Source organism: Sneathiella glossodoripedis JCM 23214 (genome assembly GCF_000616095.1).
Classification (GTDB): Bacteria; Pseudomonadota; Alphaproteobacteria; order Sneathiellales; family Sneathiellaceae; genus Sneathiella; species Sneathiella glossodoripedis.
Genome location: NZ_BAMS01000003.1, coordinates 458,215 through 475,869 on the forward strand (window position 1 = coordinate 458,215; position 17,655 = coordinate 475,869).

General features: G+C 45.3%; 17 protein-coding genes. 11 read left to right on the forward strand and 6 right to left on the reverse strand.

The features are described from left to right. Nucleotides 1-3: 3 nt before the first annotated feature. From JCM23214_RS14435 to JCM23214_RS21090, 9 genes are all read left to right on the forward strand, one after another. Nucleotides 4-1,446, forward strand: coding sequence for a SpoVR family protein (locus JCM23214_RS14435; protein WP_084264840.1), 1,443 nt, complete (start codon nucleotides 4-6; stop codon nucleotides 1,444-1,446). Nucleotides 1,447-1,522: 76 nt separating this feature from the next. After that, nucleotides 1,523-2,986, forward strand: coding sequence for a betaine-aldehyde dehydrogenase (gene betB, locus JCM23214_RS14440; protein ID WP_025899561.1), 1,464 nt, complete (start codon nucleotides 1,523-1,525; stop codon nucleotides 2,984-2,986). 101 nt (nucleotides 2,987-3,087) lie between these two features. After that, a complete protein-coding gene (locus JCM23214_RS14445; RefSeq protein WP_025899562.1) occupies nucleotides 3,088-3,990 on the forward strand; it encodes an EamA family transporter in 903 nt (300 codons plus the stop codon). 119 nt (nucleotides 3,991-4,109) lie between these two features. Continuing rightward, entirely contained in the window at nucleotides 4,110-5,273 is a 1,164-nt protein-coding gene (argE, locus tag JCM23214_RS14450) for an acetylornithine deacetylase (RefSeq protein ID WP_025899563.1), read from the forward strand. Nucleotides 5,274-5,405: 132 nt separating this feature from the next. Then, nucleotides 5,406-7,001 (forward strand): ABC transporter substrate-binding protein, encoded by a 1,596-nt coding sequence (locus JCM23214_RS14455; RefSeq protein WP_025899564.1) that lies wholly within the window; start codon nucleotides 5,406-5,408, stop codon nucleotides 6,999-7,001. A gap of 67 nt (nucleotides 7,002-7,068) precedes the next feature. Next, entirely contained in the window at nucleotides 7,069-8,043 is a 975-nt protein-coding gene (locus tag JCM23214_RS14460; protein WP_025899565.1) for an ABC transporter permease, read from the forward strand. Between the two features lies 1 nt (nucleotide 8,044). Beyond that, nucleotides 8,045-8,974 carry an ABC transporter permease gene (locus tag JCM23214_RS14465; RefSeq protein ID WP_037493625.1) on the forward strand — a complete coding sequence of 310 codons (930 nt, stop codon included), beginning with the start codon at nucleotides 8,045-8,047 and terminating at the stop codon, nucleotides 8,972-8,974. 12 nt (nucleotides 8,975-8,986) lie between these two features. After that, nucleotides 8,987-10,711, forward strand: coding sequence for an ABC transporter ATP-binding protein (locus JCM23214_RS14470; protein ID WP_025899567.1), 1,725 nt, complete (start codon nucleotides 8,987-8,989; stop codon nucleotides 10,709-10,711). Nucleotides 10,712-10,823: 112 nt separating this feature from the next. Further along, nucleotides 10,824-11,876 carry a YHYH protein gene (locus tag JCM23214_RS21090; RefSeq protein ID WP_025899568.1) on the forward strand — a complete coding sequence of 351 codons (1,053 nt, stop codon included), beginning with the start codon at nucleotides 10,824-10,826 and terminating at the stop codon, nucleotides 11,874-11,876. A 7-nt stretch (nucleotides 11,877-11,883) separates the two neighbouring features. On the opposite strand, the gene JCM23214_RS14480 is transcribed toward JCM23214_RS21090, so the two are convergent. Next, on the reverse strand, nucleotides 11,884-12,966 hold the full coding sequence (locus tag JCM23214_RS14480; protein ID WP_037493626.1) for a M14 family metallopeptidase: 1,083 nt from the start codon (nucleotides 12,964-12,966) through the stop codon (nucleotides 11,884-11,886). A gap of 127 nt (nucleotides 12,967-13,093) precedes the next feature. On the opposite strand from JCM23214_RS14480, the gene JCM23214_RS14485 reads away from it, so the two are divergent. Then, nucleotides 13,094-14,104, forward strand: coding sequence for a glutathione S-transferase family protein (locus tag JCM23214_RS14485; RefSeq protein WP_025899570.1), 1,011 nt, complete (start codon nucleotides 13,094-13,096; stop codon nucleotides 14,102-14,104). Between the two features lie 32 nt (nucleotides 14,105-14,136). On the opposite strand, the gene JCM23214_RS22720 is transcribed toward JCM23214_RS14485, so the two are convergent. From JCM23214_RS22720 to JCM23214_RS14510, 5 genes are all read right to left on the reverse strand, one after another. Further along, nucleotides 14,137-14,658, reverse strand: coding sequence for a response regulator (locus JCM23214_RS22720; protein WP_025899571.1), 522 nt, complete (start codon nucleotides 14,656-14,658; stop codon nucleotides 14,137-14,139). A gap of 8 nt (nucleotides 14,659-14,666) precedes the next feature. Further along, entirely contained in the window at nucleotides 14,667-14,915 is a 249-nt protein-coding gene (locus tag JCM23214_RS23175) for an ATP-binding protein (RefSeq protein WP_084264842.1), read from the reverse strand. Continuing rightward, nucleotides 14,909-15,142, reverse strand: coding sequence for a hypothetical protein (locus JCM23214_RS22725; protein WP_025899572.1), 234 nt, complete (start codon nucleotides 15,140-15,142; stop codon nucleotides 14,909-14,911). Before JCM23214_RS22725 ends, JCM23214_RS23175 begins: the two co-directional genes overlap by 7 nt. Beyond that, entirely contained in the window at nucleotides 15,139-15,636 is a 498-nt protein-coding gene (locus JCM23214_RS25635) for a PAS domain S-box protein (RefSeq protein WP_084264844.1), read from the reverse strand. Before JCM23214_RS25635 ends, JCM23214_RS22725 begins: the two co-directional genes overlap by 4 nt. A gap of 247 nt (nucleotides 15,637-15,883) precedes the next feature. Beyond that, nucleotides 15,884-16,342 carry a hypothetical protein gene (locus JCM23214_RS14510; protein WP_025899574.1) on the reverse strand — a complete coding sequence of 153 codons (459 nt, stop codon included), beginning with the start codon at nucleotides 16,340-16,342 and terminating at the stop codon, nucleotides 15,884-15,886. 234 nt (nucleotides 16,343-16,576) lie between these two features. On the opposite strand from JCM23214_RS14510, the gene JCM23214_RS14515 reads away from it, so the two are divergent. Further along, the gene (locus tag JCM23214_RS14515; protein ID WP_037493627.1) at nucleotides 16,577-17,602 is read left to right on the forward strand and encodes a YeiH family protein; all 1,026 of its coding nucleotides are present in this window, start codon (nucleotides 16,577-16,579) and stop codon (nucleotides 17,600-17,602) included. The last annotated feature ends 53 nt before the right edge of the window (nucleotides 17,603-17,655 follow it).

Below are 17,655 nucleotides of genomic sequence, written 5' to 3' on the forward strand. Positions count from 1 at the left end.
GTCATGGTGCGTAATTATAACTTGCAGGATCTGGAAAAGTGGGAGGAACGGATTTTTGAAAAAGTTCAGGAATTCGGTCTCGACTGCTACCCTCAAGAGTTTGAAATTTGTGATCACATTCAAATGCTGGGAATGATGACGTATCATGGAATGCCATCCCATTATCCCCACTGGTCATTCGGTAAATCATTCGAGAGAACAAAAACACTTTATGATTATGGTGTACAGGGCATCCCCTATGAAATGGTGATCAACAGCAATCCCTGTATAGCTGGATTGATGCGTGACAATTCCCTTTGCTTGCAAATTTTAACTATGGCGCATGTGTATGGCCACAACGATTTCTTCAAGAACAATTTCACCTTTTCGCATACCCGTGCTGATCGAACGATTGCGCGGTTTAAGGCGCATGCGGATCGAATTCGAAGTTATATTGAAGACCCTTCAATTGGATTGAAGGCTGTGGAGCGCATTTTGGATGCAGCCCACTCTTTATCATTTCAGTGTCGCCGTAATCAGGCTGTTAAAGCCCGATCCGGTGAACAACAACTTTCTCGCGCGTTAAAGGCAGCGGAGGAGAGCGGAAACTCAGAGCAGGAAATTGAAAAGATATCCCACAAGTTTCCATTAGAGCCTGAGGAAAACATTCTTCTGTTTATTCGAGATCATAATGCACGCTTGACCGAGTGGGAAAAGGATTTGCTGACGATTGTACATGAGGAGGCACTTTATTTTCAGCCGCAAATGGAAACAAAAATCATAAATGAGGGATGGGCGTGTTATTGGCACCGTGAAATAATGAATAGCCTTGAGTTGCCGACAGACATTCATATGGAGTTTCTGGTTCGGCATAATCAGGTAGTTCGCCCAATCCCGGGAGATATTAATCCGTATAATATCGGATTGGCTCTTTGGGATCGAATAGAAGAAAAAGAGTTAGGCAAGGCAAGGGATCACGCACATGATCGACAACCAGCAAATATCAGAGAGTTAATGTTTGAAATTCGGGAAGTGGACAGAGATACGTCATTTATACGTCGTTTCATGGATCGTGAAACTATGGAAAAGCTGGATCTGTTTCAGGCAGAAGTGCAGCAAAATGACTGGATAGTTTCGAAAACAGCCAATGAGGAAAGTTGGCAGGACGTAAAAAATCTACTCATAAACTCAATTGGATTGGGGGCAATTCCGCGGATTTCCATTGTCGATGGAGATTGCGATGGAGCCAGAACTCTAAAGCTGGTTCATGAATTCGATGGTCGCGAGTTGGAAGCGAGCTATGCCGAAAAGACACTGGAGCATTTATATACACTATGGGGCCGTAAAGTGCTGCTCGAAACCCGAATGAAAAACAGTGTTGCAAGATACAGCTTCGACGATACCGGCTTGACCATGACAGCGGAAATGAACGAGGATCCAGCGAGAGCCTATTTTTCGCATTGGTAATTTGTTTATGACGGGTAGCGTTGGGCTACAGTTCCCGTTAAAGTGCACGAAAATTTCGGCTTAGCGGGAAATCTTCATGACTGATACTTTACTTCCATTATATATCAACGGTCAAAAAATTCATTCCAATAGCGGTGAGACTTTCACAAACTTCCGCCCTTTGGATGGCGGCGTTGAATGTGAAGTAAGTCTTGCGTCAAAAGAGGACGTTGATCAGGCGGTTCGCGCCGCTCAAAGTGCTTTTGAAACTTGGGCCGGTACGCCGGGTATGGAGCGTGGCCGAATTCTTTTGCGCGCGGCAGAAATCATGAGACGCAGACGTCAGGAACTGGCAATGATTGAGGTTATTGATACCGGCAAGCCTATTTCTGAAACGCCTTATGCTGATGTCGATAGTGCAATTGATGCGCTGGAGTTTTTTGGTGGTTTGGCGATGGACATACGCGGGGATTACCATGATCTGGGATCGTCAGCGATGGCATATTCAATCCGCGAACCGCTCGGTGTGTGCGCTGGTATCGGGGCGTGGAACTATCCACTTCAGATCGCGACGTGGAAATCTGCCCCTGCCTTGGCCGCTGGTAATGCCATGGTGTTCAAGCCCTCTGAATTAACGCCAATGAATGCAATTTCACTCGCAGAAATCTATGAGGAAGCGGGTTTGCCTGCCGGATTGTTTAACGTTGTTCATGGCAAGGCAGAAACTGGTGGTTTGCTCGTACAGCACCCGGAAATCGACAAAGTGACTTTCACAGGATCTGTGCCCACAGGGAAAAGAATTCTGCAAATGTCCTCAGAAACCGTAAAACACAGTACACTTGAACTGGGCGGCAAATCCCCGCTTATTATTTTTGATGATGCTGACCTCGATAATGCTGTTTCTGGTGCAATGAATGCCAATTTTTACAGTATGGGCGAGGTTTGCTCCAACGGGACACGCGTGTTTATTCACGACAGCATAAAGGGTGAGTTTCTCAAACGATTGGCGAAGAGGACTGAAAATCTTGTGGTTGGGGACCCCAGAGAGGTGGAAACTCAGGTTGGTGCTCTGATCAATGAAGATCATGGCCAAAAGGTTATGGGCTATGTGGAGAAAGGACTTGAGGAGGGGGCGACACTGGTTTGTGGCGGGAAAAGAATTTCTGTAGAGGGGCTTGAGCGTGGCTTTTACATGTCACCTGCGGTTTTTTCAGATTGCACTGATGACATGACCATTTGCAGGGAAGAAATCTTTGGCCCCGTGATGTCTGTACTTTCTTTTTCTGACGAAGCAGATGTGATTGAGAGGGCGAATAGCACTGACTTTGGGTTGGCGGCAGGCTTGTTCACAAAAGATCTGGCGCGCGCCCACCGGGTAGTTAAGAAACTAAAAGCAGGCAGTTGCTGGATCAATAATTATAATCTGACGCCCGCAGGTGTTCCATTCGGTGGATCAAAGCAATCTGGTATCGGAAGAGAAAACTGCGCCAGAACTCTGGATCACTTTACCCAAGTGAAAAGCGTATATGTTGAAATGGGGGCTGTGGAATGTGATTATTAATCACCTTTCATGGCAGCCATGCAATTGCGGCAATTGACAGAAAAATAAGTTAAAATAAGCTGTTAGCCTGTTGAAATAATAAAATAGTGGAAAGCCATTTTATGGAAGCCTGGATTGCCATAACCGTTTTTGCTGCGTTTTTTCAGAATGTACGAACAGCACTGCAGAAATATCTGAAAGATAGACTCACGACCGGTGGGGCTACGCATGTTCGTTTCTTTTACGCGCTTCCTTTTGCCTGCCTGTATCTGTTGGGTCTACATGAGCTTGGTGGCTATGAGTATTTTACACCAAACGGAGAGTTCCTCATTTATGTGGTAGTCGGTGGTGCCACCCAGATACTGGCAACTGCGTTACTGGTTGCTCTGTTTTCCCTTCGTAACTTTGCCGTTGGGACTACTTATTCCAAAACGGAGACAGTTCAAGCAGCTATTTTCGGTGTGGTCCTGCTTGGAGATAGTTTGAGTGTCCCGGCTCTGTTTGCCATAACAATCAGTATGGTCGGTATCATGTTGATATCTCTGTCGGGTAGTAAGATTACGTTTCGCGACCTGATAACAGGTTGGACAGGCAAGTCCGCTCTTTATGGGTTGCTGTCAGGTGGGCTGTTTGGGATATGTGCAGTCAGCTACCGCGCAGCTTCATTGTCTTTGGGGGGCGATGGGGTGATAATGCAGGCCGCTACCTCCATCTTTTATGTTTTAATATTTCAGGCTATTTCGATCACCATCTACCTTATTGTATTTGAAAAGGGGCAGTTCACTCTGGTTCTTAAAAATTGGCGAATTGCGATCTGGGTGGGTGTAACAAGTATGCTGGGCTCAATTGGCTGGTTTACTGCCATGGCAATGCAGAATGCAGCTTACGTTCGCGCAGTTGGGCAGATTGAACTGGTTTTCACATTCTTGATTTCCTATTTTTACTTTAAAGAGAAAACCAACCGAAATGAAGCGACAGGCATCTTGCTGATTGTTGCGGGAATCCTCGTTCTTGTTTTAAGTTAATTTCAAAATGATAAGCTTTCGTCTTCGTTTTGTTAAAATATGACAAATAAGCCTTTACTCCAATCTGCACTTGTATAGAGTCGCGGCTTGTGTTGATGTCAAACAAATGGAGGCTTCTCTTGTCTAAGCGTTATACGCCGGTTGAAATGATTGAAAAACTGGTGGCTTTCGATACCGTTTCACGAAACTCAAATCTGGATTTGATCGACTTCGTAGCTGACTATCTGGCTGAGTACGGTGTTACTTCTCAAAAAATTTATAACGACGACAAGACAAAAGCGAATCTGTTTGCAACCGTTGGACCCGATGAAGAAGGTGGTGTTGTTCTGTCGGGTCATACTGATGTTGTCCCTGTGGATGGACAACCTTGGAAAACAGATCCTTTTAAAGTCACTGAGATCGACGGCAAGTTGTATGGGCGCGGCACTTCCGACATGAAGAGTTTTTCCGCCATTGCTTTGGCAATGGTTCCCGAAATGATCGAAAAAGGGCTAAAAAAGCCAATACATTTCGCGCTTTCCTATGACGAAGAAATTGGCTGTCTTGGTTCGCCCAGAATGATTGAAGACATGGTGGAGCGGAACATGAAACCGCGTGCTGTCATTGTCGGTGAGCCTACCATGATGGAAATTGTTACAGCTCATAAAGGCATTGTAGGTCTAAAAACCAAGGTAATTGGTAAAGAAGCGCATTCCAGCCTTGTCGAAGACGGAGTAAGTGCTGTGATGACTGCGACCAAACTTGTCAATTTTATCGCTGACATGATGGCAGAAAATAAGGCGAAAACGAACCCCGATAATCTTTACGCGCCGGCCCCTGGTTACACAACATTGCATGTTGGAGTAATCAATGGCGGTACCGCAATGAATATCATATCCCGTGAGTGCGAGTTCACTTGGGACATACGTTATGTGTCCGAGGATGACCCACAAAGTTTTATTGATCGGTTTAATAGTTACTGCGAAGAACTGCTTCCTGCAATGCAGGCCGTTGATCCTGAATGCTCGATTACGACCGAAATGGTGTCCTCTACACCGGCGTTGGGCCCTGAGGAAAACGGAGAAGCGGAAGCCATTTGCAAAGCGATCACTGGAAAGAACAGCACTTCTTTCGTTGCATATGCTGCGGAAGCGGGCCAATTTCAGGAAGCAGGATATTCAACTGTGATCTGCGGACCGGGCTCGATAGGAATTGCGCATCAACCTAATGAGTATATCGAACTGTCACAAGTGAAAGCTTCAGAGCAGTTTATTCGCAAACTGATTGATGATTTGGCGAATTAGTTAAGTAGACAGCCAATAAACTATTGGTTAGTCTCATTTGCAACGTTCTATATCGCACAGGGAGTTTGGTGTAGAACAGGCGGCCTGATTTGGGCCGGAATAGTATGTAACCATGAACACAGGGAGATATTAATGAAATTGCGTCATGGAATTTTGGCTGCGACAGCGGCTGCGGCAATCGCGCTTTCTGCACCGGTTGTAAAAGCGGAGACTTTCAAGTTTGCTTTTCAGGGGAACTTGAGCTCGCTTGATCCACACTCACTTAACGAAACTTTCCTTTTGGGCTCTTTGAACAATGTCTATGAAGGTCTGGTTTTATATGATGATAATCTAAAGGTTGTGCCAGGGCTTGCAGAATCCTGGGAAACTATTGAACCAACCAAATGGAAGTTTAACCTGCGTAAAGGCGTTAAATTCCACAACGGTAATGATTTCACTGCGGCAGATGTGAAATTTACTTGGGAACGTGCAATCGGTGAAGGTTCTGATCAGATCGCGCGTGCGTCTAAGATCAAAAATGTGGAAATTGTTGATGACCACACTGTGATCATTGAAACACCTGCGCCAAATCCAATTCTGACTTCTGATCTGGTAAATATCCTGATCATGGATAAAGAATGGTCAGAAGCAAACAACACAGCTAATGCAACAAGTGCATCAGCAGATAATTCAGGGAACTTTGCAAACCTGAATTCAAACGGTACTGGTCCGTTTAAAGTTGATGAGCATAAAGCTGACGTTAAAACAACCTTCTCCAAATTTGACGGTTACTGGGGTTCAATGAAGTCCAATGTGACTAAAATTGAATTCACACCGATCAAGGAAGCTGCTACTCGCGTGGCCGCGTTGATTTCTGGTGAATTGGATCTTGTATATCCAGTTCCAGTGCAGGACTGGAAGCGTTTGGAAGAAGCAAAAGGTGTGAAACCTCTTGCGGGTCCAGAAGCACGTACAATTTTCCTTGGTATGGATCAGGGGCGGGATGAACTGCTTTATTCAAACATTAAAGGCAAGAACCCCTTTAAGGATATTCGCGTTCGTCAAGCATTTGCACATGCACTTAACCTTGATGCAATCAAGAAAAAAGTTATGCGCGGTGCAGCAACTCCATCTGGTTTGATGATTGCTCCTCAAATCAATGGTCATATTCCTGAACTGAATACTCCATACGAATATGATCCTGCCAAATCCAAGGAGCTTCTGGCTGCAGCTGGTTATCCAGATGGATTTGAAGTGACAATGGATTGCCCAAACAACCGTTATGTAAATGACGAGAAAATCTGTCAGGCTGTTGTTTCCATGCTGGCGAAAGTTGGTGTAAAGGTTGATCTGCTTGCACAGCCAAAGTCCAAATATTTCGGTAAAGTTCTGGCAACTGGTGGATATGACACAAGTTTCTATCTGCTGGGTTGGACGCCAGGTACTATGGATGCTGAAAACGTATTCTCCTCACTTCTGACTTGCCAGAATAAAGAAGAGAAAAAAGGTCTGTTCAACTTGGGTAACTACTGTAATCCAAAAATTGACGAGCTGACTGCAAAAATCGGCTCTGAAACGGATCAGGCAAAACGGAATGCTCTGATCAAAGAAGGTTTCACAATTTTGAAAGAAGAAGTTGGTTACTTGCCACTACATCAGCAGCCTCTGTCTTGGGGTGTGCGCGAAGGTGTTGAACTTAACCAGCGTGCTGATAACGCACTCGATTTCCGCTATGTTGTCATAAACTAAGTGGACTGTTATTTAGGGCCTGCATTTGCAGGCCCTATTTTTTTAATAAGTTAAAGCTAATTTTGTCATGGTCTCCTTTTTATTCAAGCGATTGATCCAGTCATTTATTGTAATGTTTACTGTGGCTCTCATCGCATTTTCCATGTTCCGGTTTGTTGGCGACCCCATTAATAATATGGTGGGGCAGGACACTACTCAGGAACAACGTGAAGAACTAAGAGAGCAACTGGGTCTGAATGATCCGTTCGTTGTTCAGTTTTTGCGATTTGCCGGTAACGCTGTCGTTGGTGATTTTGGAATTTCATACAAGTTTAAAGTCCCCGTAAGCGAAATGATTGCGGAGCGGATGCCCGCTACGTTGGAGTTGGCGTTCGTATCAGCGGTTTTGGCGTTGGTGGTTGGTATTCCTTTGGGGGTATATACTGCGCTGAGGCGAAACGGCGTTATCTCAAAAATGGTAATGACCATGTCCCTGTTCGGAGTGTCACTTCCGACATTTCTGATCGGTATTTTATTAATTCTGTTTTTTGGCGTTGTCTTGCGCTGGCTGCCGACATTCGGGCGGGGCGATGTTGTTGATCTCGGGTTCTGGACAACAGGCTTTCTGACCAAGTCGGGAATTTTGTCGCTGATTTTGCCGTCAATTACGCTCGCGCTATTTCAAATGACTCTTATTATGCGGCTTGTAAGGGCAGAAATGCTCGAAGTATTGCGCACGGATTTTGTGAAATTTGCAAAAGCGCGCGGGCTCCCGGACAGATCCGTACATTTCAAGCATGCGCTCAAGAACACGCTGGTGCCTGTAATTACGATCACCGGTTTGCAACTTGGTTCACTGATTGCATTTGCGATCATTACCGAAAGCGTATTTCAATGGCCCGGTATGGGCTTGATGTTTATTCAGGCGATTGCTGACGTGGATATTCCGATTATGGCGGCATATCTTGTGCTGATTGCCTTCTTCTTTGTCGTTATTAATATGATTGTGGATATTCTGTATTATGCAGTAGATCCTCGCCTGCGTACGAGCGATGGGTCCTAAGATGGAAAAAGCTGTAGAAACAACGCGTCTTGAACGCTTTCTCGATAGTGATATTTGGCATAGCTTCAAAAGCAATCCGGTTGCTATCGTTTCGTTGATCGTAACTCTGATCATGGTACTGTCATCTGCATTTGCTCCATTACTGGCGCCGCAGGACCCATTTGATCTTGCAAATATTGATATTATGGATTCCAGTTTGCCGCCCAGTTGGATGGCGGAAGGGGACCCGCGTTTCCTGTTTGGTACCGATGATCAGGGCCGGGATATTTTATCGACAATTATGTATGGCGCGCAAATTTCGCTGATTGTGGGTTTCGCCTCAGTTGTCTTCTCCATGGTCGTGGGAATATCACTTGGCTTGATTAGTGGTTATGCGGGTGGTCGTGTGGACGCATTTATTATGCGTGTTGCAGACATTCAGCTCTCATTTCCTGCAATTTTGATCGCTTTGCTGATTGATGGTGTAGCAAGAGGTATCTTCGAAGCACATTTGCATGAGCAGATTTCCATATATGTACTGATTTTCGCAATTGGGATATCTGGCTGGGTTCAATATGCTCGTACAGTCCGCGGATCTACACTTGTTGAGAAAAACAAGGAATATGTTCAGGCGGCTCGTGTGATTGGCATTCGTCCGATTACGATTTTGCATCGACATATTTTGCCCAATGTGATGGGGCCGGTGATGGTGATTGCGACAATTCATTTGGCCATTGCCGTTATTACAGAAGCGACACTTTCCTTTTTGGGTGTAGGGGTGCCGCCCACGACGCCATCTTTGGGGACGTTGATCCGTATTGGTAATGAGTATCTGTTTTCTGGTGAATGGTGGATTACCATTTTCCCGGGGGCAGCACTGTTGATTTTGGTGCTGGCTGTGAACCTGCTTGGCGACTGGCTGCGTGACGCCATGAACCCAAAATTACGCTAAGGAGGTTGTGAGATGGAATTACTACAGATTAATGACCTCAAAATTCAGTTTCCCAGCCGCCGAGGTACTGTTGACGCTGTTAAAGGTGTAACGCTAACGGTTAAACCAGGTGAAGTGTTGGGAGTTGTCGGCGAGTCCGGTGCAGGTAAATCAACGATTGGAAATGCAGTCATTGGCTTGCTGGAACCTCCAGGGCGAGTTGCTGGCGGTGATGTTTACCTGAAAGGTGAACAGATTAACAATCTGGACCGAGATGCAATCCGTAAAATCCGTGGTCGTCGGATCGGAATGATCTTTCAGGATCCACTGACATCACTTGATCCGCTGCAGACAATTGAGCAACAGCTCGTGGAAACAATTGATTTGCACCTTAAGCTTGGTGCTGAAAAATCATTGGAGCGTGCTATCGATCTGCTGGATCAGGTTGGCATTCCAAATCCGGCAGAGCGTATTAAGCATTACCCTCATCAGTTCTCTGGTGGTATGCGTCAGCGAGTGGTAATTGCACTTGCTCTTTGTGCAGAGCCCGAAGTCATCATCGCTGATGAGCCCACTACCGCGCTTGATGTGTCTATTCAGGCGCAGATTTTAGAATTGATGAGAAGGCTTTGCCGTGAAAAACAAGTCGGTATGCTGATCATCACCCACGATATGGGGGTGATCGCAGATATTACCGATCGCGTTGCTGTTATGTATCGCGGTGATCTGGTGGAGGAGGGGACTACGCAAAAGATCCTCGGTGATCCGGATCATCCGTATACGAAAAGCCTGATCAGCGCGGTTCCGCGTCCTGATGTTCGGCTGCATCGGTTCCCAATGGTGGATTACATTGAAAAGGAAGAAGACCGAAAGAAGGATTTTGACATTTCAACCCACTGGCTAGGTCAGGCGCAGGATTTTGACGCGGTTGAAGGGTCTCTTGTTTCAGTTGAAAACTTGGTGATGAAGTTCATTTCCAAGGAAGCGTTGCTAAAGAAGAACCGTCAATATTTTACCGCTGTCGATAATGTATCTTTTGATATTCGACAAGGCGAGGTATTCGGGCTTGTCGGTGAAAGTGGTAGTGGAAAATCGACTGTAGCCAGAATGATTTGCGGGTTGTACAAGCCTGCAAGTGGCTCAGTTAATTTTGGCGGAACGGATCTGACAAAAATCAAGTCGGAAACCGAGCTCGATTACTATCGCCGTCAGATGCAGATGATATTTCAGGATCCGTTTTCTTCATTAAACGGACGGATGAAGGTAATGGATATCGTTGCCGAGCCAATTCGCTTTCATAAATTGGCTTCCAGTAATCAGGAAGTTGAAACCATTGTTCTTGATCTCTTGGAACATGTGGGGCTCGGACGTGCGGCAGCACTTCGCTATCCTCACGAATTTTCGGGTGGTCAGCGTCAGCGAATTTCCATTGCGCGTGCATTGGCTACTCGTCCAAGGTTTCTGATCTGTGATGAGCCAACATCGGCACTTGACGTGTCCATTCAGGCACAAATTCTGAACCTGCTAAAAGATTTGCAGGAAGAATTAGGGCTCACCATGCTGTTTATCAGTCACGATCTGCCAGTTATTCGTCAGATGTGTGATCGCGTCGGTGTGATGAAAATGGGGCAGTTGGTTGAAGTCTCTGAAACAGAGACCCTGTTTGAGGCGCCTTCTGCACCCTATACCAAGGAGCTGCTTTCCTTGATGCCGAAGCTGGATAAACTCTCACATAGTGGTCTTGAAATTGAAGACTAGTAAGCAGAGTTTGAGTATGCAGTAAAAAGGGGCCAATCGGCCCCTTTTTCTATGAAGTTATCTTGAAATTTAATACCGTAACCGGTTGATATTCTTCGGATGAGGGGACAAGATGCGATTATTTGCTCTCAGCTTGATTTGTTTTTGTCAGCCTGAGTTTAGTTACTCAATTGCCAATCCACATGACCTGCGTCACCACACCGAAACGAAAAGTGCTCAATTATCGCTTCGTGAAGCCAAAGTTTTGCCAATTGCTGTGAATAAGGTAGATATCGCGGTTAAAGGGCCATACCGAGTAATTACAGCTAACGGAATTGCAAATCACCTTACAGGCAGGTTTCCCGGTCAAGGTAATCCGCATGCTATACGTGAGCAGTCTTTCTATTACAAGTTACCGTTAAAACCAGTGGTGAGTGAGGAACCGCGTTATCTTAACCTTGATGTATTCGGGATAGCGGTAAATGGTGTTTTGTTTGATCCTCAGGCTGCTGAATGGTACCGGGGTGAGAGACATTCACTGTGGCAATACGACCCGTTGGGAGGAGCTGTAGTGTTAGGTCTTGATGAGCACCATGCCCATGTTCAAAGGAACGGAACTTATCATTATCATGGGTTGCCTACAGGTTTGCTGCAACAACTCGGATTTTCCAAAGACATGCATTCGCCGCTGGTTGGTTGGGCGATGGATGGTCATCCCATTTACGCTCTGATTGGCCGACTGGAGGGAAAGCTTGAGATTGTCAAATCGTCCTATCAATTAAGAAAGGGGATGCGTCCAGGAGGCTTCAATGCACCATCCGGTCCTTACGACGGTGCTTTCGTCGCTGACTGGGAATATGTAAGAGGTACCGGGAATTTGGATGAGTGTAATGGTGCATTTACCGTATCGGAAGAATTCCCATCGGGCACCTATGCATATTTTTTAACGGAAACCTTTCCCGTTGTACCGCGTTGCTTGAAAGGAACTGTTTTGACAAGTGGGCAATCAAAAGTAATGCAAAGGCCAGTAGGTCGCCCCGATATAGATGGCGCGGCGGATCGGCTGGGAATAGATGTCCGTACGTTGAAAAGAGCATTAGGACCGCCGCCGCCATATCTGAAAGTTGCTGCACAAAAGTTGGGAATTAGTGAGGATGAATTAAAAAAAGCACTTCATCCTCACTGATCGTGAATTAACTTTTTTCAAGGCCCTTTAGCGCTTTTTCGATTGTCTCAATACCACGTTTCCAGACCATTTCTTTCCAATCATCGGCATCGCAGTAAAATGCATCACGAACTTGCTTCTTGATTGCTTTACCAAGATCACTGTCGACATCACCATAGGCATAGAGCCAGTTGTCCGCCCGCAGTGCGTTCAGAACTTCCATGAGTGGAATTGTGCCATATTCAATAGCTACACAAGTATTTGTGGCATCGGGTGCCATCTCGCAGATGCCTTTGTCTATGGTGCCTGATACTGGTGCTGATGTTGAGGTTCCGCTTTCGGGTGAAGTGACCTCGTTGTCATACCATTCGTTCGCTCGATCTATCCCGCTCAGATCACCAACATAAATTAGCTCTCCATATCCGTACGGACCAAGCCCGGTATGAATATCAAGCATGGCAAGATGTTTTGCATCTCCCGCATGTTTTTTGGAGACTGTGCGAAGTGTTTCATTACTCCATGCGGCTTTTTTACCGCCGTAAAAAATACCGTTAGCGTGAACATGTTGTCCCCCGGTTACCGCAGCTTGAAATTTTGCCATGCCGTTTAGTTTGACATATTCTTCAATTGCTTTTTCGGCGGCTTCTCTAGCCGGGCCGTCCCAATCCTTTGGTACAATCATGTTATGGACTTCCCGGTAGGCGGGATTATCGGGCAAGGGCTCACTATAGTCTCTAAAGTTTCGATTGAGATCGATATTGTCCTCGTTGACCCGGCGAACATGAGAAAACCCATACGGGTTTATGGCATGAATAAAGACGACTGCAATATCCTCAGGAAGTTCTGACAAATAGCCACCTTCCAAAAGGTTTACCTGTATGCCAGAACCGCAAAAACCTTCTCCGCCGTGCGTAGCTGAGCTTACAAAAAGCACCTTGGATGCGCTGTCAGGGCCCATTCGCGCAACATCCATAAACAGATCCTCTCCCTCACGCCCTTTCGCATTTGGATTGTGATAACTCTCTACGGCAAGGCCGCGATGCTCGCAGGCATTCAAAAATTTTTGACGAGCCTCTGAATAGGTTGCAGAAAAATGTGATGGGACAGACATAATTGACACTACTCCATATTTGTTTGATCTCAATCTACATCATAATTGTATTTTAAAAATAACTTTTTGGAAGTTTTGCTGAATGTGTCAGAATATCAATAAACAAGAATAATAATCGGGAGCTGTAATGTCCAAAGAGACCTATGTGATTTACGGATCTGAATATTCACCCTTTTCAGTTAAGGTGAGATCCTATTTTCGATATAAACAAATTCCTCATGAATGGCGTCCACGGACATTGAAAAATATGTCAGAGTTTCAGGCGCTGGCAAAATTACCTCTGGTACCACTGGTACATAATATCGCTACGGATGAGGTTTTGCAGGATAGCACTCCAATCATTGAGAAAATGGAAGAGCGCTTTCTCGACCGGAGAGTATTACCTGCGGAGCCTACCTTGGCTTTTTTGAGCTATCTCCTTGAGGAATATGCGGACGAGTGGGTTAATAAGCCGATGTTCCATTATCGTTGGTGGAGAGAGGTCGATCAGGACCATGTCGCACGAGGATTGGCAAAAACTCTTAATCCTTATGCAAATGCGAAAGAGCTGGAGGCATTTTGCAACCAGTTAAAAGCAAGAATGGTTCCGAGATTGAGTTTTGTTGGCTCAAATGAAACCACGAAAGATACAATAGAGCAGTCGCTTGATGATTTGTTGAAATTGCTCGAAACCCATCTTAATGGCCGCCACTATTTGTTTGGCGGTAAACCGTCCCTCGCTGATTTTGGTCTATTTGCGCAATTATATTGTTGCACTCAACAACCTACCTCCGCTGCAATAGTTTCAAATTTTGCAAATGTTTCGGCCTGGATAGAGCGAATGTTGGAACCTGAAGAGCTTGGTGGTTGGGATGACGCTGAAAAAGTGAAACTTACTTTAAAGCCTCTCGTTGAAAGTCAAATCTCCCAACTCTTTTTACCCTGGTCGAATGCCAATGCAAAAGCACTGAAATTAGAACAGGATACATTTTCAGTAGCGCTTAAAGGACGGCTCTTCAAACAGGATACGGTAAAATATGCTGGTCGTTCATTGGCCGCTTTAAAAAGCAGATTTCGCTTCTGTGAAGGGAATGACGAACTGGAACAGTTTTTGTTGGATACAAACAGTCTTCAACTTCTGGCTATTGAAGACTGGTAGTCAAGTTAGAAGAGTTTGGCGTGAGGTGACTGCTATCCTTCAATCGCTTCGCGAATTTTCTCTGCCAGATCCTTTTTGCGAAAGGGTTTGTTGAGGAGCAACGCCGAATCGCCGAGCTCCGTATGTGACTCAAGTGCATTCTGGGTATAGCCGGACATGAAGAGAACATTCAGGTTCGGCTTGCTCTCTCTTGCTTTAATCGCAACTTCCGGTCCTCGTAAGCCCCCTGGAAGAACGACATCGGAAAGAAGCAGATCTATGTTGTCTTCTTTGGAAATAACATCGAGTGCCGAACTTCCGTCATGGGCTTGCAGTACCCTGTAACCCAGACTTTTCAACTGCAGCACGGTCAATTCTCTAACATCTGGATCATCTTCCAGTACAAGGATTGTTTCAGTGCCGGTTTTAAATTGCTGATCTGTTGTCATGACTTCTTCTCTCCCCGCCCGATCTCCCTGCACTCTAGGCAAGAACAGCTTTACTGTAGTACCAATATCTAATTCACTATATACTAACACATGCCCGCCGGATTGCTTCACAAATCCGTAAATCATACTTAATCCTAAGCCCGTGCCTTCGCCAACCTGTTTCGTGGTGAAAAAGGCTCAAAAATGCGATCCAGTATTTCCGCAGGAATACCGGTCCCGTTGTCGGCGATAGAAAGCATCACATATTCACCGGCGACAATATCTTCATGGTTTTCCGCCATATCGTCATCAACGATCTGATTGGATATGTCGATGTTCAGTTTACCCGTTCTTCCGCCTGCGGAATTTATAGCATCACGGGCGTTAATAGCAAGATTCAGGATCGCATTTTCAAGTTGCCCTTGATCAACATTACATTTCCATAACCACTTTGTGCACTTGTCGTAACCTCAATGCTCTCCCCCAACACTCTGGTCAGCATTCCGGCCATTTTATCAACCAGATTTGTTAAGTCTGTAACCTTCGGGTTAAGCATTTGCTTGCGGGAAAATGCCAAAAGCTGCTGAGTAAGCTCAGCTCCGCGTAATGCAGCTGAAATAAGAGTCTTCAAATATGGTAGATCAGGCTGTCGGGGGGTAGTTTTTCCTCTATCAGTTCCGCATTTCCAAGCACGATTGCCAATAGGTTGTTGAAGTCATGGGCGACGCCACCAGTCAACTCACCAACTGCACGCATTTTCTCAGATTGGCGAAGTTGTTCCTCACTCTTTGCGAGTGCCAATTCAGATGCACGCCGGTCTGATATATCCTGCATGCTTATACCAATAAAACGCTGACCGGCTCTTTCCAAGGTATGGTAGGCGAACTGAACTGGAATTGCTTTTTTGTCACTATTGATAATTTCGCGCTCGAAAAAGCTACTTGTTTCCCTTTCTGACAATGCAGCGACTTCCTGCTTTTCGTTTTGGGTTTCATTTTCAGGTATGATGTCCCAAAGAGACCGACGGGAGAGCTCTTCACTGCTATAACCACAGTTTCCTTGAAGGCAGGATTGGCATCCACAAATGTCCCGTCTTGCCGCGTAAGGGCAAGCCCAATAGGAGATTGTTCAAATAGCATGCGATTATATTGTTCACTCTCCCTCAGGGCCAGATAGGATGTTTCAATATTTTGGCGCATCAGGTTGAGTGCAGATACCACATCATCCAGTTCATCGGGCTTTTCCGGACTATTGCTGCGCTGTAACTCAAGCGGCGGTTGGTTGCTCTCCAGTTTTACGTTTCTTGCGAAATTGGAGAGGGTAAGCAGGTGACGTGATATTTGGTATTGGAAGATGAAAAGAAAAAAGCCGGCTATAAGAAAAATGACAATGGCATTGCTGCCAAGAATAATGAGGCTCTGGATTGAAGGCTTTCAAAAACCGGATTGAGCCCGGCAACAATTCGAATTTTACCAAGGTCAAAGTCCTGTCCGTCATTCGTAAGACTTAAGTCGACTTCTCTCTCGATTGTACGCCTGGATTTTATGGCTCCTTGGACCCATCTGACACGCCCTTCGTCTGTAATGGAAGCATATTCAAAGTAGGGACTATTGACCAACCCAGCGAGAAAAATCCTTATTTGTTCATCATCAAGGACCCATATGTTATATGTCAGATTATTAAGGCGGTTTTCTTCTACTTCATCGAAACGGTTTTCAATAACCTCCAACTCACTTCGATAATCGATGTAAAGCTGAATCGCAGTACTCAAGAGCGTAACAACGATACTAAACCCAACTATCGAAAGTATGAGCCTTCTGGCTACTGTCATTCTACTGCCTCGGTATTAACCATCGAATAAAATTAAACTTATCTAATTTTGCAGTCCAGCCTAAATCATAAGACTATTTATTTTTATTGTCTTGGTAACAATGCAACTCAAGCAGCCTTAAATAAAAACTTTATTAAAATACTAAAAATTTAGAAGTCAGTTGCGAGCCAAAATTTCTTCCTGTAAGACCATAACAACAGTGAAAAAATGTAAAATAAGAACGGAGCTGAAGTGATGTCGCAACAGGGTGCGAGCGTGATGGATCGGGTGAAAACATGGTGCCAGAGTATATTTCCAGGTTTTCTTGTCTGTATCACAATCGCAATGGCCGCCACGTTTTTGAGCGACCACTATGGCGGGCCGGTAATGCTGTTTGCCTTGTTACTTGGTATGGCATTTCATTTTCTTTCGGAAGACAGCGTATGTTGTGCTGGAATTGAGTTTGCTTCGAAAACTGTTTTGCGTATTGGGGTCGCGTTGCTTGGAGTACGTATCACATTTGGACAAATTGCCGATTTGGGCGAAGTTACGATCGCAGGCGTCGTGATTGCTATTTTTGCAACAATTCTTTTCGGTTGGGCGGTCGCTCAGATCTTTAAACTGAAGCCATCACAAGGGTTGTTGACCGGGGGGGCGGTTGCTATTTGCGGTGCTTCAGCCGCTCTTGCCTTGTCGGCTGTGATGCCAAAAAACAAATATTCGGAAAACAATACGATCATTACAGTTGTCGCCGTGACAACGCTCAGTACCATTGCAATGGTTGTTTATCCGCTCCTGACCCAACAATTTGAACTGGGCACCGTGGATGCAGGTGTGTTTTTAGGTGGGACGATTCATGACGTAGCGCAGGTGGTTGGGGCCGGATACAGTCTGTCTGAAGAGACTGGTGATGTCAGTACAGTAGTTAAGTTGCTTCGTGTTACCATGCTGGTTCCGGTTGTCTTGATTTTTAGCCTGATTTTCAGCTCAAGAACTGCGGCCCAAGACAATATTGGTAAGCGATTTACTTTAATGCCCCCTTTGTTTCTCATTGGGTTTGTCATTTTCGTCATCTTAAACAGTCTTCAATTGATGCCAGAAATGGCAACAGAGCAGCTAACAGATTTGTCGCGTGTTTGTTTGGTGACAGCAATCGCGGGGCTTGGGATGAAAACGTCCTTAAAGGAAATTGCGAAAGTCGGATGGCCAATGGTGAGTCTGGTTGTATCTGAAACTGTTTTTATCGCTATATTCATTTATTTACTTGTAGCTTTTTTCTAAAGTCATCGTCAAAACTCCGGAAAAATACAAATTCCAAGCTTCATTTTTTCTGA